Below are 17,822 nucleotides of genomic sequence, written 5' to 3'. Positions count from 1 at the left end.
TCCGTGGTGGTGTCCGGTGTCCGTCATCCTTCCGGTTGATCCTCCGGGGCGGCCCGCCACCCGGCGGGTGTTCCTCGCCCTGGTGCCGGACCCGGCCGCGACGGAGGTCCTCACCCGGTGGCTGGCTGTCCCGGCGAACGGCCCGCTGCCGACCGGGTGGCGGACCATGGCCGCGGCGACCTGGCATGTGACGCTGGTCTTCCTGCCCGCCGTCGACGAGGCGGCGTACCGGCGACTGGCCGGCCGGATCACCCGGCTCGCGGCGCGCGCGGTGCCGCTGCCGCTGGGCTGGGCTCGTCCGGGGGCCTTTCCACGGGCCGGATCCGCCCACATCGCCTGGATCGGGCTGCAGGACCGGCCGACGAATGACGGTACGGATCTCCGTCGTCCACTCTCCACGCTGGGCGCGGTGGCGGGGGCCTGTCGACGAGCCGCCGCAGCGGCCGGGGCCGATCCGGATGACGCGAAGTTTCGTCCGCACCTCACTGTCGGACGGAGCAGCCGGGCCCGCGACCTCTCCGGCTACCTGGCGCTGCCCGGCGCGCCCACCGGGCCAGCCTGGGTGGCCGACCGGATCCTCCTGGTGGAGTCACAGCTGGGGAAGGGGGAGCAGGGTCGGCCCCGCTACCTCGAGCGTGCCGCCTGGCGGCTCGGCGCCCCGGCACCCACGTACGTCAGTGACCCGTTCCCGGGCTCCCTCGACTGATCGCGAACGGCGCGCGACAGCGCGGGTCGGCGCCGATCCCGGGCCTCGAAGCTCGGCTCGGCGCGTAAGGCGACCCTGGCCTGTCCGCCGCCCCCGGAAGCCTAGGCTGCCGCCATGTTCGACGTGATCTTCGGGCTCCCTGTCCACATCCTCGTCCTCCACGCGTATGTCGTGCTCGGACCGATCGCCGCCCTGGCGGCGATCGCCCATGCCGTCCGCCCCTCTTGGCGGCCGGTGCTGAAGTGGCCCGTCGTGGTGCTGGCGGTCGTCGCCGGGGTGAGTGCCTTCGTCACCAAGGAGAGCGGTGAGCGGCTGGCCGGCCGGCTGGTCCCCGACCTCGGGACCGTGGCGCGCCGCGGCAGCGCCGACCCGCAGGTGCAGGCGATCCTCGACCACAGTGAGCTGGGTGACCTGGCCGGGGCCGTCGGGATCCTCTTCATGCTGGTCGTCCTGGCGGCCGTGCTGTGGGCCCTGCGCTCCCGTGGTGGGAAGCAGCCGCACGGCGTGCTGCCGGTGTCCGCGGCGGTCCTGGTGATCGTGGTGTCGCTCGGTCTGCTCGGCTCGGTCGTGTACGCCGGTCACACCGGGGCCAGTGCCGCCTGGCGGGCCCGGATCGCCGCGACCTCACCGGCAGCCGGGAACTGACAGGGCGTCCGAGCCGCTCCACCGGCGGTCACCGCAGGCCCTCACAGGGGCGTCGACAGGTCTTCACAGAGAGGCCGGTCGACGCCCTTTTCCGATCTCGGAACAGGTCCTCGGAGAGCCCTGTTCTCTCAACCTGAGCTTCAGGCTGATACTTGCCGCCGACCGAGGACATTTTCCATGGTGTCAACGTGGCACGAACACTACGAGTAATCCTGACCGCTGCGGCGTCGGTTCTTCTCGTGTTCGGTGGAGCGATCTTCTCCCCGTACGCAAGGGCCCTCGCTCCTTCCACGTACATCAAGCAGACGCTCGACGCCGCCCAAGGTGTGCAACGGGAATACAAGGTTCCCGCCGCCGTCGCCATGGCACAGTCGATCCTCGAGTCCGGTTGGGGAGATTCTTCCCTCTCCCGGACCTATCACAACTATTTCGGCATCAAATGCACCTCGCAGAAGAGCCCCTTCCAACAGGGCTGCGTTTCGTTACAGACGAAGGAATACTCCGCGTCCGGGTCCACGACGATCGTCGACGGATTCCGGACGTACGCGACCACCGCGGATTCCTTCTCCGATTACGGTCGCCTGCTGACGTCACTGAGTCGATACCGGGCGGCGTTCGACCACACAGATGATCCGGACCAGTTCATCCGCGCCATCGCCGCCGGCGGCTATGCCACCGATCCGGCGTACGCGGACTCTGTGATCAAGATCATGAAGCAGTACGACCTCTACCAGTACGACAAGCTCCCAGCGGCCGCGGCGACCGCCGACCAGGTCTCGAACCAGACCACCTCGACCCCCACGCCGTCGTCGACGGCCACGTCGCCGAGTGCATCGCCGTCCGCCAGCAGCTCGCCCTCGTCGACTGCCTCTCCCTCCGCGAGCGTCTCTGCGGTGACCTCCGCCAAGCCGTCCGCGACGCCGAGCGCCAGCTCGTCGCCCCTGCTGCCGACCCCCTCGGCCTCCCCGAGCGCATCGGTCGGCACCGGCACGGCCGCGTCCGGTGACAACCCCGCCACCGTGACCGGGGTGATCTGGGTGATCAACCCGCAGACCAACCGGGTGTACTTCAGCGGGATCGTCTACGACGCCAACGGGAAGCCGCTCGCCAACACGGCATTCCCGGTGGTCGACACCACCGGTGCCACGTTGGGGACGGTGACCACGGATGCGGAGGGCCGCCTCAGCGCCGGGCTGGACCTGCCGGCCGGCTGGAGCAAGGTGCCGAACTACGAGGTCATCATCCGGTTCCAGGGCGCGGCCGGCACCGGCTACACCGAGGGGTCGACGACCATCCCGGCCGGTACCACCACCTCGACGTCCGGCACGCTGACCGGGGCAGATCCCTCCGTCGCCTCGGCCAGCGACACCGGGCTGGATCGGGACGACCGGCTGCCGACCAGCGGCCCGTCGGCGAGCGCCACGACCTCCCGCTCTGCCGTCTCCTCGCCGTCGGCATCGTCCTCACCGACCGCCAAGCCGTCGGCGACGGCCACGCCGGTGTGGCCGGCCGGCCGGGCCGCGGCCACGGGCCAGGTGGCCGCCACCTCGGCCAGCCCCTCGCCGGCCCCGATCCACTCCTCCGCCTCGACAACACAGAAACCGGGTAACACCACCGGCGGTTCGGCCACCCAGGTCGCCGACGACGCGGCGAAGAACATCGCGGCGCGACTGCCCCGGACCGGCGGACCGGCGGCCGTCTTCGGCCTGCTGGGGCTGGGCATCCTCGCGGCCGGGGCCACCCTGCTCACCACCTCCCGCGGCGGCCGCGGCAGCCACGACCAGGGCTGAGCAGTCCCGATCACCGACCAGGAGGGGCGGACCACCACGGTCCGCCCCTCCTGTCGTACGTATCGGTCGGCCGGGGTGGGCCCCGCCGGAGCCGTCAGTGCTGCGTACGGAGCTCCGGGAAGTCCTCGTAGCGGTATTCGGTGCGTCCTGGCTCGGCGTGGGCACCGCGTTGGGCCGCCAGTTCCCGGCCACGCAACGCCACCCGGCGGATCTTGCCGGAGATGGTCTTCGGCAGCTCGTCGAACTCCAGCCGGCGCACCCGCAGGTAGGGCGCCAGGTGATCCCGCGCGTACGCCAGGATCGACAGGGCCGTCTCCCGGGTGCGCTCGAAGCCCGGGGCGAGCGTGACGTACGCCTTCGGGACCGCCAGCCGGGTCGGATCGGGGGACGGTACGACGGCGGCCTCGGCGACCGCCGGGTGCTCGATCAGGACGCTCTCCAGCTCGAACGGCGAGACCTTGTAGTCGGAGGCCTTGAACACGTCGTCGGTGCGTCCGACGTAAGTGATGTATCCGTCCTTGTCCCGGGTCACCAGATCGCCGGTGTGGTAGTAGCCGCCGTGCTGCACCTGCCGGGTGAGTTCCGGCATGCCCACGTAGCCGTGCATCAGGTTGAGCGGCCGGGCGTCCAGCCGCAGGCAGATCTCACCGATCTCGGACGGTTCACCGGTCTCCGGGTCGACGATCTCGATCGGCACCCCCGGCAACGGCTTGCCCATCGACCCGGGCTTCACCGGCTCGCCGGGAACGTTGCCGATCTGCGCGGTGGTCTCGGTCTGCCCATAGCCGTCGCGAATGGTCAGCCCCCACCGCTCCTGCACCGAGCGGATCACCTCGGGGTTCAGCGGCTCCCCGGCGCCGACGACCTCCCGCAGGGAAGCGGGCCGCTCACCGAGATCGGCCTGGATCATCATCCGCCACACCGTCGGCGGGGCGCAGAACGTGGCGACGTCCACCCGGCGCATGTGCCGGAGCAGCTCGTGGGCGTCGAAACGCCGGTAGTTGTAGACGAAGATCGTTGCCTCGGCGATCCACGGGGCGAAGAAGCTGCTCCAGGCATGCTTGCCCCACCCGGGGGAGCTGATGTTGAGGTGCACGTCGCCGGGCCGGACGCCGATGAAGTACGTCGTCGAGAGGTGACCGACCGGATAGGACAGCTGGGTGTGCCCGACCAGCTTCGGTTCCTTCGTGGTGCCCGAGGTGAAGTACTGCAGCACCGGGTCGTCGGCGTCGGTGACCACCGGCTGCGGCTCGGACGGATGGTCGTACGCGTCGGCGAAGGAGATCCAGCCGTCGTGCGCGGCGGCGGTGGTGATCCGCACGTAGTCGCCGGGGACGGTGGCGAACTTCGGCGTGTCCGGGGCGTTCGCGATGACCGCCCGGACGCCGGCCCGGCCGATCCGGTCGACCAGGTCCTCGCTGGTGACGGCCTCGGCAGTGGGCAGGATCACCGCGCCGATCTTCATCACCGCCAGCATCGCCTCCCACAGCTCGATCTGGTTGCCGAGCATCAGCATCACGGTGTCGCCCTTGCCGAGTCCCTGCTCCCGCAGCCAACCGGCCACCGCATCCGAGCGGCGGACGATGTCGTCGTAGCTCCACCGGTCCTCGCGACCGTCGACCTGGCAGATCCACAGCGCGGTGCGGTCGTTGCCCCGGCCCACCGCGTCGAACCAGTCGATCGCCCAGTTGAAGGGTCCTGAGATCTCGGGCCAGGTGAAGGCGGCCCGGGCCTCGTCGACGCGACCGTGGAAGGACAGCAGCAGGTCTCGGGCGGCGCGGATCTGCTCGGTTGCTCGGCTCAAGGGGCACCTCTGATCTCGGGTGACAGCGTGGTTACGCTCGCGTCGGTTACGCTCGCGTAGGTAGAACGATACGCGGCGGTTCCTGTGTTCTCGCCGTGAGGGACCGACAAGCGTGCCGCGCCCTCGTTGTGCGGTCCCGACAGCCGGGTCGGTCAGTCGCTCCCGCGACCGGACGGGGTCGACGACGCCGGGCCGGCATGGCGGTGCAGCCAGCCGGTGAGCAGTGGGGTGAGCGCCAACATCAGGAACAGCCGTACGGCCTGCACCCCGGTGATGAACGTGACGTTGCCACCCGACGCCGCGGCGACCGCCAGCACCGCCATCATCCCGCCCGGAGTGGTGGCGAGATAGCCGTCCAGGTCGGGCAGCCCGGCCAGCCGCGCCAGCCACACTCCGGCCACCGCGCTGACCACCATCAACACGAACACCAGCCCCAGCGACAGCGGCAGCACCCGCACCACGGTCCCCAGCGCCGCCCGGGTGAACCCGAGGGTGGCGGTCCAGCCGATCACCACGTACGCCACCGCCACCACGACGCCGGGCAGCGCCGGCGCGGGGACCCCACCCCAGATCGCCACCGCGGCGGTGACCACCATCGGGCCGAGCAGGTCACCGGCGGGCACCCGGACGACGCGGCCGACCAGCAGGCCGACGATCGTGCAGCCGATCCCGACCAGGACCCCACCGGCACCGTCCGACGGACCGGCCGGCACCGCCGCGGCCGGGGCACCGAAGACGTACGCGGCGATCGGCGGCGTCGACGCGGTGATCAGCAGCACCCGGGTGTACTGCAGGGTGCCGACCATCCGGATGTCGCCACCGAGATCGCCGGCCACCGCCACCAGTCCGCTGGCTCCGCCGGCCGCCATCGACAGCACCCCGGTGACCCGGTCCACCGCGGGATGCAGGGCGAGCAGGAACCCGGAGCCGAAGCTGATCACCAGGGTGAGCACGGTGACGACGAGGACTCCGACCCAGTCCGCGGCGAGCGCCCGCAACTCCTGGGAGGTCACCATCGCCCCGAGCGCAGTCCCCATCACGGCCTGGCCGGCCACGGCCAGTGGCGGCGGCACCCGGCGGGGGCCACGCCCACTGAGGGCCACCGCGGTGCCTGCGACCATCGCCGCGAGGATCTCGGGGGAGGGGATCCCCACGCCGCGGGCCGCCACCACCAGCCCGGCCGTCAGAACGAGCAGGATTACCCACCCGAGAGGATGCACCTGCTCACCGAAGATGCGACCGGGGGACGTCATGTCCCCAGTCGACCACAGGTCCGGAGCATCCCCGCACCACCGCCCGGCGACGGACTAGTCTCGGAGCTGTCAGGAGGGTCCGAGGCCGGGCCAGGTCCACGAGGGGGATATCCATGAGGGCTGTCCAGATCACCGAGCACGGAGACGCCGGTGTGCTGCGCTACGTCGACACCGTGAAGCCCGAGCCGGGGCCCGGCCAGGTGCGTGTCCGGGTCCGTGCCGCAGGCCTCAATCCCGCCGACACCTACATGGTGCGGGGTGGCTACGAGTTCTTCCACAATCCGCTGCCGTGGGTGCCGGGCTTCGATTCTGCGGGGGAGATCGACGCGATCGGCGCGGAGGTGACCGGGCTGGCGGTCGGGGACCGGGTGTTCGTCGCCGGCATCCTCGCCGCCAGCGACGGGGCCTTCGCGCAGTATCACGTGGCCGAGGCCCGGGTCGTCCGGCGGCTGCCGGACAGCGTCGGCTACGAGGAGGGGGCCGCACTGGGGGTGCCGTACGCGACGGCGTATCGGGCGCTGTTCCAGCGTGCCGATCTCCGCCCGGGGGAGACCGTGCTCGTCCACGGGGCCAGCGGCGGGGTCGGCCAGGCCTGCGTCCAGTTCGCCCGGGCCCACGGCGCCCGGGTGCTGGCCACCGCCGGCACCGCGGAGGGTCGTGCACTGGCCGCCCGGCAGGGGGCCCACGTCGTGGTGGACCACAGCGCCACCGACCATGTCGAAGAGCTGCGCCGGGCCACCCCCGAAGGCATCGACGTGGTGATCGAGATGGCCGCCAGCAACAATCTCGAAGCCGACCTCGGCCTGCTCGCTCGCAACGGCCGGGTGGTGGTCGTCGGAGCCCGTACGCCGGTCGAGATCACCCCGCGGCTGGTGATGCGCACCGAGGCCGCGATCCTCGGTGTCGCCCTGTGGCACATCACCCCGGCCCAGACCCGGCAGGCCCTGGCGGCGATCGGAGCCGGACTGGAGAACGGCACCCTGGCGCCGCTGGTCGGTCACCGGCTGCCGCTGGAGCGGATCGCGGACGGTTTCGCGCTGGTCACCACCGGGCACCGGCACGGGAAGGTCGTTCTCACTGTCGACTGAGACGAGACACACCGACGGCAGAGACGCCCTCGACCGAGGGGCTCACCGTCGACCAAGGAGGGAGCTGTTGACTGGGTATGTGACTGGGGAATGCGCGGCGTGTCGCTCGCGTGGCTCCGCCGTCCGATGTGACAGTGGAACTGTCGTGCAACTTCCCCGGTATGACACGCAAGGAGATGCGGATGGACACCGCCCTCAGGTCTGAGGCCGTCACCCGGCCGGACCGCGATGGACGACCGACCACGGTCGTGGAGCGGACCCGCTTCGGCTGGTCCCGGTGGATCGAGACCGACGACGGTCTGGAGCGCTCGTACACGGTGTGCGAGCCACGGCTGCCCGGGTGGAAGCGGGACATCATCCACGCCACCCTGTTCCGCGACGACCGGGCAGGGATGATCGAGGTGGGCTCACGCTGGGCCATCCGCGGCTTCCTCGCCGCCCTCGTGCTGGGCGGTCTGCTCGCCCTCTTCGTGCAGTCCGCCGCTGTGGTGATCCCGATCGCCCTGGCGGTGCTGGTCTCCGCGGCCGTCCTGCTCGCCTCGCTGCCGAACCGGGGCCGACTGCTGGCCCAGCGCCACACGGTCACCGTCACCGGGGAGACCTGCCGTGAGGTGATCCGGATCGCTGCGGTGCTCGACCGCATCGAGACCGATCCGTCCGACCCGGACCGCGACGACGCCCGGACGATGTGGCGGCTCGCGCACACCGATCCGAGCTTCCTGCACAGCTACGGTCGCACCGTGCGTGACTGGGAGGTGTCGTACGACCGGCTGCGCACCACCCTGGCCCGCGAGGAGTCCGGTCAGGTGGCCCGGGCGATCGCCGAGGAGAAGCGATCCGAGGAGCAGCATCCTGACCGGTCTGCCTCGGATGCGGCCTGACCACCGCTGAGGTTCGGTGGACGCCGGGGAACGTGTGTGGGATCCGCCACGTTCCTGTGGACAGGTGAACCGATGGATGACCTTGTCCACAGTTCTTCCTCAGCGCCCCCGTCGTGCGACCCCTCCGCTCTAGGCTGATGCCGTACGCGGCGGGGGGCCGCGCCGACCCAGGGGGAACGGCATGGCAGGAGCGCAACCGATCACTCCACGCTCGCCCGGCGGATGGGGCCGCGCCGGCCTGCTGGCGGTCGCGATCGCACTGATCGGGCTGCTGGTCGCGGGCGGTCTCGGCCTCACCCACCAGGCCAACGACGCCCACGGCGCCGACCGTGACGTGAGGTCGGTCGCACCGGCCCCCGGGGATCATCTGGTGGCCGTCACCGCCGGCTCGGGCGGATCGTCGTCGGATGGCGGATCATCATCCCCCGCGTCATCGGCCGGCGACGGCCCTGCGCCGTCGCCTGCACCGTCCGGTTCCGGAGCGGCCGTCGCCCCGGCGCCGGCGGCGGCCGGTACCGTCACCACGACCGCGACAGAGGGTTCCCCGGGCTACCTGGACTCGGGCGCCGCGGTGGCGGCCAAGGCCGCGAACGGCCCGGCCGCGCCGGACTTCGACCGTGCCCTGGTCGATCTCTCGGCCGCTCAGCGGGTCGCGGACCAGCAGACGCGCGCCGAGCAGGAGACCCGGGAGAACACCTCGCGCGAGCAGGCGAAGCGGGTGGCCGCCCAGGCCGATGCGGCCAAGGGGATCCGGACCGAGCAGACCCGCCTGGTGGACGAGAAGAACAGGGCCGCGGCCGAGGCCGCTTTGCTCCAGGCCCAGCAGGCTGCCCTCGAGGCGGGCAAGCTCTCCGGCGACACGGGGATCCGGTTGCCCGACGGCACCCTCGTCCGTCCCCTGGCCGATGGCAGCCGGCCGGCGTCGGTACCAGCCGAGCTGAACCGACTCGGTCGGACGATCGGCGCCGCCACCGGCCGGACTCTGACGCCGATCGCGAGGGGCCAGTACACGGTCGGCGCCCGCTGGGGCGCGGTCGGCACCTGGGCCAGCTATCACACCGGCGTCGATTTCGGGGCTCCGATCGGCACCCCGGTCCGCGCTGCCGCCGACGGCACCGTGACGGTGCCGGTGGCCGGTGACTGGGCGGGCACCCACGTGATCCTCACCCACACCGACGGCTCCACCCTCTACGCCCACCTGCTCGCCTCGACGGTGCGACCCGGCCAGAAGGTGAAAGCCGGGGACATCATCGGGTTCGTCGGTCTGACCGGCCGGACCTTCGGCCCGCACCTCCACTTCGAGTACTACCCGCGGGGCAGCAGCCTGCTGACGCCCTACTCGGCGACCGATCCGCTGGTCTGGCTGGCCTCCCAGGGCGTCACGCCCTGACTCCGACCGCCGCGCGGGTGGGGGCCGACCGGCTCGGCCGCGGCCCGCTGTGCGGCTCACCCTCTGTACCCTCAAGCCGCACACCCCCGCGCCCTCAGCGCCAACGCGTCCTGATGTCCCCAGACGCGTCAGCACGCGTGGACATGTCCAGGGACGAACGGAAGCGTCCAGAGTGGACGGCCCGGGACACGGCGGCCACGACTCAGCGCGGCACGAGTTCGGCGTCGGCGAGGGTGAGCTCCACCCGGTTGCGCTCCACACCGTCGATGCTCACCTCGACTGTCCACTGCTCCAGCGGCCATCGGTAGACGCGGTCGCGCTGCCCGGTCAGGACGTGGGGATCGCCGAAGATCGTCGACATCTCCCGAACGAGTTCCTGCTGTTCGGCATCGATCTGGTCCGGGCCGACCGGGAGGCTGGCGGTCACTGTCGCGATCCTGCCGTGCCAGCCGTCCCAACGACCGGGACCGACACCGTCGATCGACAGCACACCCTCGGTGGGATCCTCCGCAGGTGAACAGGCCCTCTCCTCGGCGCCGATCGCCTGCCACAGCTCACCGCGCGCACCGATCGGCACGAAGCCGGCCTCGGCACAGCGCTCACCGAACTCCAGCAGCGGGTGGTCGAACATGGCTGCCTCCTCCCGTCGACCCAGCGGCCGCACTGCCACCGGGGACCATTCATCCTAGTCGAGCGTGCTTTGTGCGGCCCACGATTCGCCTCCGAAACGCCCGGTCGATCATCGCGACGGTCAGGCGGTGGCAGCCGACCCCGCAGCGACCCCGTTCGCCGCGGGATCACCGTCGTCCTCGGTGGCGGCAGTCCGGTGCGCCCGGACCGCCGTCACCGACCGGATGATGGCCGCCAGCAGCGGCGGGCCGAGGATCATGCCGAGAATGCCGGCGGCGGTGCCACCGACGATCGTCGCGAGCAGCACGGCGACCGGATGCACCTCGAGCGCCGAACCGAGTGCCCAGGAACTGACCGCACTCTGGATCGTGCCGTTGGACGCCAGCAGGCTGACAGCGATGACGAGCGCGGCGAGGGCACCGCCGGACCCGAAGGCGATCAGCACCGCGAATGCACCGGTGATCCACGGCCCGATGTAGGGGAGGAAGGACAGGAAGAAGTACAGGATGAAGATGGGAACGGCCAGCGGGACGCGCATCACGAGCAGCGGAATCATGAAGACGGGTGCCGTGATCAGCGCGGTGAGGGCGACACCCCTGAAGTAGCCCTGCAGCGAATCCTTGACCAGGTCGTCCACCTCCTGGACCAGCCCGGCGTCGAGCTTCGTCACCCGGGCGAGCCAGCCGGGGAACTGATGGCCGTCCTGGAGCACGAAGAAGAGGATGAACACCGAGAAGAAGGTGCCCACCCCGAAGGACACCGCGCCGGAGAAGGTGCTGGTCACCGCTCCCAGAACGCCCTGCCCCAGATACGGCGCATACTGCTGGACGGCGGCACGGGCGTGGTCCAGCCACACGGAATCGATCTCCAGGCTGCGCCCCCACTGCAGGAAGGACTCCCAGCCGATCAGGAGCTGCCTGGTGATCTCCGGCAGCTGCCGGATGAAGCCCCAGACCACCACAGCGACCAGGCCGACACCCACCAGCAGCGCCACGACCAGTCCGGTGACGGTCGCCAGCGTGGATGACACCTTGTGGCGTCTGAGCCAGCTGACGAGCGGTTCCAGGACGGTGCCGAGGATCACGGCGATGACGGCAGGGATCACGATGCCACTGATGGAGCTCACCGCCCCGGCCAACACGACGACGAGGGCGATGACCCCGAGGGCCAACCAGCTCGTCATTCCCGCCCGACGCAACCACGCCAGGTCGGGGCCGCCCACCCGCTGTCCTGCGTTGCCGTCACTCACCGACATCACGTCCCCCCTGTGTCCTGCCTGAGTCGGCCTCAGCATAGGGGCGCCCGGTCACGGCGGCCTCCCCCGCGCCGGGTGATCCTGCGGTGGTCGTCGGCGCCCGGGATCGACCCGGGCGGGGCCGGCCGTCCAGCGAGTGCCGCCGGCGTCCGGGCACCGGCGCTCCGGCTCACGGACGCCCGGCCCCCGGTGAGGCGGAGGTGACACAATACCCACCATGACTTCCCGCCCCCCGTCCGCCGAGGATTCGGTGGGGATCGTCGAGCAACACACCGTACGACTGTTCGAGGGGGACCACCCCCTCGTGCTGGCCAGCGGCGCGGTGCTGCCCGAGGTCGACGTCGCGTACGAGACGTACGGCACCCTCAACGCCTCCCGGGACAATGCCGTCTTCATCTGCCACGCCCTCACCGGCGACGCCCATGCCGCCGGCCGGCACCGGGAGGACGACCATCGGCCGGGGTGGTGGGACACGATGATCGGTCCCGGTAGGCCGATCGACACCGACCACTACTTCGTCATCGCCGACAACCTGCTCGGCGGCTGTCAGGGCACGACCGGACCGGCGTCGACCGACCCGACCACCGGCCGTCCGTATGGCCTCGACTTCCCGCTGCTCCAGATCGCCGACTTCGTCACCGTGCACCGCGAACTGTTGGCCCACCTCGGGGTTGACCACCTGCTGTCCGTCGTCGGCGGATCGATGGGCGGCATGCAGTCCCTGCAGTGGGCACTGTCGTATCCGGAGCAGGTCGGCAGCGCGGTGATCATCGCCGCGTCCAGCCGGCTGAACGCCCAGAACATCGCCTTCTCCGCGGTGGCACGGGAGTCGATCATGCGCGACCCTGGGTTCGCCGGTGGCCGCTACCTGGAGGTCGGCTCCAGCCCCGACACCGGGCTGTCGATCGCCCGGATGATGGCCCACATCACCTATCAGTCCGAGGCCGGCATGGACCAGAAGTTCGGCCGCCGCTACCAGTTCGGCGAGGACGCCCGGCGCGGCTTCGGAGTGGACTTCGCCGTGGAGAGCTACCTCGATCACCAGGGGCGGGTCTTCCTGTCCCGGTTCGACGCGCTGTCCTACCTCTACCTCACCCGGGTGATGGACTACTTCGACCCGTTCGCGGAGGAGGACGCCGCCGCGGCGCTGGCCGCCGCCGGGTCGCCGTGTCTGGTGCTCTCCTTCGACACCGACTGGCGCTTCGACACCACCCACTCCCGGGCCATCGTCCGGCAGCTGGAACGCCAACGGGTGCCGGTGAGCTTCCGGGAGATCCGCTCCCCGTGGGGGCACGACTCCTTCCTGCTGACCATCGACGACTACCATCGCACGGTGGCGGCCTTCCTACGGCGGGTGGCGTACGAGCGGGCCGCCGCCGACCGGGCGGCCGGGAAGGCGGACCGATGACCCTGCGACCGGACCAGACGGTCGTCACCCGCTTCGTGCCGGACGGCTCGCGGGTGCTCGACCTCGGCTGCGGACACGGCAGCCTGATGCGCTACCTGATGGACCGGCGCGGCTGCACCGGCACCGGCGTCGAGATCGCCCCCGACGCGGCGCTGGACACCATCGCCAAGGGTGTCCCGCTGATCGAGCTCGACATCGACCACCAACTCGACCAGTTCGGCGACAGATCGTACGACGTGGTGATCCTGTCCCGCGTGCTGCAGGCCACCTACAAGCCCCGCGATGTGCTGACCCAGATGGCCCGGATCGGCTCGCGGTGCATCGTCTCGGTGCCGAACTTCGGCTACTGGCGGCACCGCTGGGTGCTGCTGCGTGGCCGGATGCCGATGTCGAAGGAGCTGCCGCACGCCTGGTACGACACGCCCAACATCCACCTGTCCACGCTCACCGACCTGGAGGACCTGTTCGACGTGGTCGGACTGGACGTCTGGGAACGCCAGCTGTCCACCCCCGACGGCCGGCAGCGGGACTACCCGGCTCGCTGGGCGAACCTGATGGCGGCCAACGCCATCTACGTGCTCACCCCGCGGGATTCCCGGCCTGCCGACCCCGGGACCGTTCGGTGAGATCGACCAGCCCGTTCTCGCGGGCGGCGACGATGGCGGCGGCGCGGGTGGAGACCCGGCACTTCACCAGGATGCTCGTGATGTGGTCCTTGACCGTGTTCGGGCTGAGGACCAGGCGATGCGCGATCTGTTTGTTGGACAGGCCGTCGGCCATCAGCCAGAAGACCTCCCGCTCGCGGGCACTGAGCGGCTTGAACCCGGGCGTCAACGCATAGGTGGTCTGCCGGGCGTGGTCCATCAGCGTGTCCAGGGCCTCGGCCGACACCGGGACGTCGCCGAGTGCCCGGTGGACCACCGCCTCCAGCCGGCCGGACAGCCCCTTGACCACGTAGCCCCGCGCCCCGGCGGCGACGCTGAGGCGGACGGTGCGGGAGTCCTCGACGCTGGTCATCATCACCACCCGGGCGTCCGGGTGACGGGCCACGATCCGTTTGGTGGCCTCGATGCCGCCGATGCCCGGCATCCTGATGTCCATCAGCACCAGGTCCCAGGCCTCCTTGTCGCAGGCCGCGATGGCCTCCTCCCCGGACGCGGCGCCCCGGACGTCGGCAACCGGCACCTCACGGTGGACCAGGTCGACCATGAGGGCGCGCAGATCATCCTCGTCCTCGACGACCAGAATCTTGTCCATGCCGATGAGCCTAGCTTTTCGATAGCGTGGACCGGTCCGGGAAGCGCCCCTGGTCGGGTGAGGTTCGCGTCGCGCCGAGTCGTGGAAGAATGCCAGGGGAGGGGCTCGTACCTCGACGAGCAGGATCCGCAGCACACGCCCAGGGAATCGAGGGCCCGGCAGGGAATCCGTCAGGGCGGACGTCTGCATCGCAGATGATGATCTGATCCGGGGGAAACAGTCATGAAGCTGGTCGTCATGGTACTCACCATGTGGATGGCCGCGGGCCAGCCCGTGGTCGCTGTGCTTCCGGGGACACCGGAACGGTGGCCCGGGTCACCATCGGTCGTGGTGACCACCGACGTCGATTCACCCGACCCGTGCCTTATCTTTCCGTGGCTGTGCCCCTAGACGCCGTGGCTGTGCCCCTAGGCGACAACTGATACTGATGGATGGTGATGGAGACCATGCACACGAGCCCGATGCCCGGCTGGGGGATGCGCCGCGCCGACCGGAGACTCAAGATCACCATGACCGCGCTGATCGGGGCCGTTCTCATCGCCGACACCGGACTGGTGTTCTTCACTGTCGGCGGCCTCAGCGGCAGGTCACCTCTGGAGGTCATCAGCCTCTGGGTGTTCGCGTACGCATCCTTCCTCATCGCGGTGTGGACACCCCGATGGTTCCTGCTGTCCACCGTGCCGTCCATCGCACTGAGCTTCTACTGGACGGACTACGAGTGGACCTGGGTACTGATCCTGACCGGCCTGCTGACGATCATCGCACTGGGCGGACGCAAGTGGGTGGCGCTCACCTGTGTGTGGGCGGCAGCATGGGTGGCCGCCACCACAGCGGTGTTCGTCCCGGCGCACCGCGACCAATTCCTGGCGCTCATCCTTGCTGTCGTCTTCCTGGCCACATCGATCGGCATCTTCGCACGACGATATTTCTTCCAACGTGAGCAGCACGCCCACCAGGTGGCACGTGTGCAGGAGCTCGAGCAGCAGTCGTACGAGCAGGAATTGCTGCTCCTCGCCCGGGACATCCACGACTCGATCGGGCACGCCCTGACACGTGCCGCCCTCCAGGTGCAGAGACTCACCGGTCCCGATCCGGCCGATGGAGGTGCCGCACGTGAACGGACCACACCGTCGACCGCGACCACAGACCTTTCGGCCGTGCGCGCGGCTCTGGACGAAGCCATCCTGTCGATGCACCACATCGTCGATGTGTTGGAGGACCGCGCTCCGCTCGACAGGGCCGTCGCATCGATCGATGTCGACAGGGAGCTGTCGGACCTGGTCGCGGTACTGCGCAGCAGCGGACGCCGGGTCAGCCTCACCGGCGACGCCGCTGCGGCCGCTGAGCTGTCACCCTCGATCCAGATCGAGTGCATCCGGATCCTCCAGGAGTGCACGACGAACATCCTGCGTCATTCACCCTCGTCCGCCCGGGTGGGGATGACGGTCCAGGTCACCGAGGAGGCGGTGGCGATGGATGTGTCCAACACCTTGCGGGGGGACGACGTGCAGCCCGAGAGTGCGCTGGGGCCGGGGGGACACCACGGGCTGTTGAACATGGAGGCCCGTGCTGTCCGGTTGGGTGGCTTCTTCCATGCCGGTGTGGACGACGGACGATGGCTGGTGACCGTCCGTATCCCGCTGGCCGGTGGGACCGACAGATGGCGGTCCGCGGCGGCCGACGACAGGTCAGAGCATCTCAGCGGCGAGCGCACCGTCTGAGTCCCGGAGGTCATGCCCCCCATTCGGGGGATTTTCGCCCCCAAGGCTGTTCGCGGTCGATCCGAACCCATAGAGTCTGGCGTGCTCGGGGGGCGATCCCCGCAAGGAGATCGGCGGAACCAGGGTCCGGGCGGACGGGTGCGGGGTGCCTCGACAGAGGTGTCGTGAGCCTGTTCGACCAGCCCCGTCGATGGTGGTGAGCTCCGGGTTCGGACCGGACGCTCACCACCGTCTCCGTTTCTGTGGGATCCTCGCCGGTCCCGCTTGCGGATCTAGTGCCCGACCACCGGCCCACCGTCGGGCTGCCGGCCGGCCGGCCGCGCCTCGGTCTGCTGCTTCGCAGCGGCCTTCCGGGCGCCGGCGACCAGCCAGCCCTTGAACAACGGGGTCAGCAGGCGCGGCATCACCAGATAGGTCATCGCCACGGTGATGCAGATCGTGATCACGGCGGTCCGGACCAGGAACGGCACCGGCGCCAGCAGGGGAAGACCACCCGGCAACAGCGGCAGAGTACTGAGCAGCCAGATGAAGAAGGTGGCGGTGGGCCAGATCCCGACCCAGGTCACCAGGGCCATCCGGTGTTTCGGCGGGTTCATGCTCGCCGGCACCACCGCCGGTTCGAACCACGCCTCCAGGCCGGACAGCCGACGGTGGACCGGCTCGCCCAGGGCGACTGCGTGCATCCGGTCCAGGATCCCGGCCCGTTCCGGGCTGGCGTCCCAGGCCGCGAACCCGGTGTCGTCGTGGTAGCGCACCACCACGTGGTACGGATCGCCCGGCTGCTCCGGCGGGATCAGGTCGGCACCGAGGAAGCCCGGCTTCTGCCGCATCAGCGAGAACATCTCGCGGGCCATCTCCTCGTACTCGTGTTCGTGTCCCGGCTTCGCGTAGCGGGTCGCGATCCGGGTGATCGCCGCCGGTTCGGGGGTGGGGTGACTCATCGTGGTGCCTTCCTGATCGGGAGGCCGAGGGCCTCGGCCAGCCGGGTCGCGGGAGAGCCGAGGCCGTACGCCTCGACGAGCTGTGCCCAGACGGCCGGATCGGCCACCTCGCGGGGCAGCGCCAGCTCCTCGGCGGTGACGCCGAGCGGCAGGTCCCGCCGGATCCGGATCACCCGCGGCGCCACCTCGAGGTAGTCCGCCGCGGCCCGGATCGACGCGGCCTGGCGCGCGCTGAGGCCACCCTTCTCGACCGCGCCGTCCGCCGCGGCCCGCCGGACGCCGGCGAGGTCACCGTAACGGGCCAGCAGCCGCGCCGCCGTCCGGTCGCCGATCCCGGCAACCCCGGGGATGCCGTCCGAGCTGTCGCCACGCAGGCTGGCCAGCTCCACGTACGCCGCCGGGTCGACGCCGTACGCCTCGCGGGCCTCCGCCTCGTGGATCTCTCGCCACCCGGGGGTCCGTCCCACCGGGGTGAGCAGCCCGACACCGGCGGTGTCGTCGACGAGCTGGGTGAAGTCACGGTCCGCGCTGGCCACCGCCACCGTCCCGGTCCCGGCGAAGAGCGCCACCAGGGTGCCGATCACATCGTCGGCCTCCGCCCCGGCGGCACCGAGGACGGGCAGCCCGAGGGCGGTCAGCAGCCGACGGATCACCGGGATCTGCGGCAACAGCTCCTCGGGGATCTCCTCGGAATGCCCGTCGGCGGCGACCCGATGAGTCTTGTAGGAGGCCAGCAGGTCGACCCGCCAGCGGGGCCGCCAGTCCTGGTCCCAGGCGCAGGCCAGGTGTGTGGGACGGCGTTCCTCCACCAGCCGGGCGATGGTGTCCAGCGTGCCGCGGATCGCGTTGATCGGTTCCCCGGAGGGCCCCCGGAGCGTTCCGGGCACCCCATGGAACGCCCGGAAGAAGAGATAGGAAGTGTCGACGACGAGCAGCTGCGGCGCGGCCATGGGCCCATCCTGCCGCCCGCGAGCACCTCCCGTCAGCCCACTGATCCATCGCGGCGGGCCCACCGGATCGGCCCCGAGGAGCGCGCCGAGGCGGCGACCGCGC

The 17,822-nt window shown here is 70.6% G+C and carries 16 protein-coding genes; 9 read left to right on the top strand and 7 right to left on the bottom strand.

The annotated features are described in order from the left end of the window. The first annotated feature begins 16 nt into the window (after window positions 1-16). The 3 genes from thpR (at window position 17) to R0145_RS08455 (ending at window position 3,141) form a co-directional block, all read left to right on the top strand. On the top strand, window positions 17-706 hold the full coding sequence (gene thpR / locus R0145_RS08465; RefSeq protein ID WP_317839934.1) for an RNA 2',3'-cyclic phosphodiesterase: 690 nt from the start codon (window positions 17-19) through the stop codon (window positions 704-706). Window positions 707-820: 114 nt separating this feature from the next. Then, window positions 821-1,351, top strand: a complete 531-nt coding sequence (locus R0145_RS08460) for a DUF2231 domain-containing protein (RefSeq protein WP_317839933.1) — start codon at window positions 821-823, stop codon at window positions 1,349-1,351. A 239-nt stretch (window positions 1,352-1,590) separates the two neighbouring features. Continuing rightward, window positions 1,591-3,141 carry a glucosaminidase domain-containing protein gene (locus R0145_RS08455; protein ID WP_317839932.1) on the top strand — a complete coding sequence of 517 codons (1,551 nt, stop codon included), beginning with the start codon at window positions 1,591-1,593 and terminating at the stop codon, window positions 3,139-3,141. Window positions 3,142-3,235: 94 nt separating this feature from the next. On the opposite strand, the gene R0145_RS08450 is transcribed toward R0145_RS08455, so the two are convergent. Both R0145_RS08450 and R0145_RS08445 read right to left on the bottom strand, forming a co-directional pair. Continuing rightward, window positions 3,236-4,945, bottom strand: a complete 1,710-nt coding sequence (locus R0145_RS08450; protein ID WP_317839931.1) for an AMP-binding protein — start codon at window positions 4,943-4,945, stop codon at window positions 3,236-3,238. A 152-nt stretch (window positions 4,946-5,097) separates the two neighbouring features. After that, window positions 5,098-6,198 (bottom strand): AbrB family transcriptional regulator, encoded by a 1,101-nt coding sequence (locus tag R0145_RS08445; RefSeq protein ID WP_317839930.1) that lies wholly within the window; start codon window positions 6,196-6,198, stop codon window positions 5,098-5,100. A gap of 113 nt (window positions 6,199-6,311) precedes the next feature. Here R0145_RS08445 and R0145_RS08440 point away from each other — a divergent pair, with 113 nt between their 5' ends. From R0145_RS08440 to R0145_RS08430, 3 genes are all read left to right on the top strand, one after another. Further along, the gene (locus R0145_RS08440) at window positions 6,312-7,286 is read left to right on the top strand and encodes an NADPH:quinone reductase (protein ID WP_317839929.1); all 975 of its coding nucleotides are present in this window, start codon (window positions 6,312-6,314) and stop codon (window positions 7,284-7,286) included. 182 nt (window positions 7,287-7,468) lie between these two features. Continuing rightward, a complete protein-coding gene (locus R0145_RS08435; RefSeq protein WP_317839928.1) occupies window positions 7,469-8,167 on the top strand; it encodes a hypothetical protein in 699 nt (232 codons plus the stop codon). A gap of 181 nt (window positions 8,168-8,348) precedes the next feature. After that, complete coding sequence (locus R0145_RS08430) at window positions 8,349-9,557, top strand: M23 family metallopeptidase (RefSeq protein WP_317839926.1); 1,209 nt, start codon at window positions 8,349-8,351, stop codon at window positions 9,555-9,557. Between the two features lie 202 nt (window positions 9,558-9,759). Here R0145_RS08430 and R0145_RS08425 read toward each other — a convergent pair whose 3' ends face one another. After that, window positions 9,760-10,188 (bottom strand): hypothetical protein, encoded by a 429-nt coding sequence (locus tag R0145_RS08425; protein ID WP_317839925.1) that lies wholly within the window; start codon window positions 10,186-10,188, stop codon window positions 9,760-9,762. A gap of 120 nt (window positions 10,189-10,308) precedes the next feature. Then, entirely contained in the window at window positions 10,309-11,442 is a 1,134-nt protein-coding gene (locus tag R0145_RS08420) for an AI-2E family transporter (RefSeq protein WP_317839923.1), read from the bottom strand. Window positions 11,443-11,659: 217 nt separating this feature from the next. Between R0145_RS08420 and metX the strand changes: the two genes are divergently transcribed. Both metX and metW read left to right on the top strand, forming a co-directional pair. Then, window positions 11,660-12,850, top strand: a complete 1,191-nt coding sequence (metX, locus tag R0145_RS08415; protein WP_317839922.1) for a homoserine O-acetyltransferase MetX — start codon at window positions 11,660-11,662, stop codon at window positions 12,848-12,850. Then, on the top strand, window positions 12,847-13,476 hold the full coding sequence (metW, locus tag R0145_RS08410; protein WP_317839921.1) for a methionine biosynthesis protein MetW: 630 nt from the start codon (window positions 12,847-12,849) through the stop codon (window positions 13,474-13,476). Before metX ends, metW begins: the two co-directional genes overlap by 4 nt. On the opposite strand, the gene R0145_RS08405 is transcribed toward metW, so the two are convergent. After that, window positions 13,430-14,107: a response regulator transcription factor gene (locus tag R0145_RS08405; RefSeq protein WP_317839920.1), complete on the bottom strand. Its 678-nt coding sequence runs from the start codon at window positions 14,105-14,107 to the stop codon at window positions 13,430-13,432. The two genes, metW and R0145_RS08405, sit on opposite strands and share 47 nt — an antisense overlap. A gap of 446 nt (window positions 14,108-14,553) precedes the next feature. On the opposite strand from R0145_RS08405, the gene R0145_RS08400 reads away from it, so the two are divergent. Beyond that, window positions 14,554-15,828 (top strand): sensor histidine kinase, encoded by a 1,275-nt coding sequence (locus R0145_RS08400; protein WP_317839919.1) that lies wholly within the window; start codon window positions 14,554-14,556, stop codon window positions 15,826-15,828. 272 nt (window positions 15,829-16,100) lie between these two features. Here R0145_RS08400 and R0145_RS08395 read toward each other — a convergent pair whose 3' ends face one another. Further along, window positions 16,101-16,769: an antibiotic biosynthesis monooxygenase gene (locus R0145_RS08395; RefSeq protein ID WP_317839917.1), complete on the bottom strand. Its 669-nt coding sequence runs from the start codon at window positions 16,767-16,769 to the stop codon at window positions 16,101-16,103. Then, window positions 16,766-17,719 carry a 5'-3' exonuclease gene (locus R0145_RS08390; RefSeq protein WP_317839916.1) on the bottom strand — a complete coding sequence of 318 codons (954 nt, stop codon included), beginning with the start codon at window positions 17,717-17,719 and terminating at the stop codon, window positions 16,766-16,768. Before R0145_RS08390 ends, R0145_RS08395 begins: the two co-directional genes overlap by 4 nt. Window positions 17,720-17,822: the final 103 nt, after the last annotated feature.

The sequence above is a fragment of the Raineyella sp. W15-4 genome (assembly GCF_033170155.1).
In the GTDB taxonomy this organism is placed as follows: domain Bacteria; phylum Actinomycetota; class Actinomycetes; order Propionibacteriales; family Propionibacteriaceae; genus Raineyella.
This window is presented reverse-complemented; position numbering and strand designations above follow the sequence as displayed.

Coding starts and splice junctions, on each gene's coding strand:
- R0145_RS08460 (WP_317839933.1), top strand. CDS start 821: ATGTTCGACGTGATCTTCGGGCTCCCTGTCCACATCCTCGTCCTCCAC.
- R0145_RS08445 (WP_317839930.1), bottom strand. CDS start 6,198: ATGACGTCCCCCGGTCGCATCTTCGGTGAGCAGGTGCATCCTCTCGGG.
- R0145_RS08440 (WP_317839929.1), top strand. CDS start 6,312: ATGAGGGCTGTCCAGATCACCGAGCACGGAGACGCCGGTGTGCTGCGC.
- R0145_RS08435 (WP_317839928.1), top strand. CDS start 7,469: ATGGACACCGCCCTCAGGTCTGAGGCCGTCACCCGGCCGGACCGCGAT.
- R0145_RS08430 (WP_317839926.1), top strand. CDS start 8,349: ATGGCAGGAGCGCAACCGATCACTCCACGCTCGCCCGGCGGATGGGGC.
- R0145_RS08425 (WP_317839925.1), bottom strand. CDS start 10,188: ATGTTCGACCACCCGCTGCTGGAGTTCGGTGAGCGCTGTGCCGAGGCC.
- R0145_RS08420 (WP_317839923.1), bottom strand. CDS start 11,442: ATGTCGGTGAGTGACGGCAACGCAGGACAGCGGGTGGGCGGCCCCGAC.
- metX (WP_317839922.1), top strand. CDS start 11,660: ATGACTTCCCGCCCCCCGTCCGCCGAGGATTCGGTGGGGATCGTCGAG.
- metW (WP_317839921.1), top strand. CDS start 12,847: ATGACCCTGCGACCGGACCAGACGGTCGTCACCCGCTTCGTGCCGGAC.
- R0145_RS08405 (WP_317839920.1), bottom strand. CDS start 14,107: ATGGACAAGATTCTGGTCGTCGAGGACGAGGATGATCTGCGCGCCCTC.
- R0145_RS08400 (WP_317839919.1), top strand. CDS start 14,554: ATGCACACGAGCCCGATGCCCGGCTGGGGGATGCGCCGCGCCGACCGG.
- R0145_RS08395 (WP_317839917.1), bottom strand. CDS start 16,769: ATGAGTCACCCCACCCCCGAACCGGCGGCGATCACCCGGATCGCGACC.
- R0145_RS08390 (WP_317839916.1), bottom strand. CDS start 17,719: ATGGCCGCGCCGCAGCTGCTCGTCGTCGACACTTCCTATCTCTTCTTC.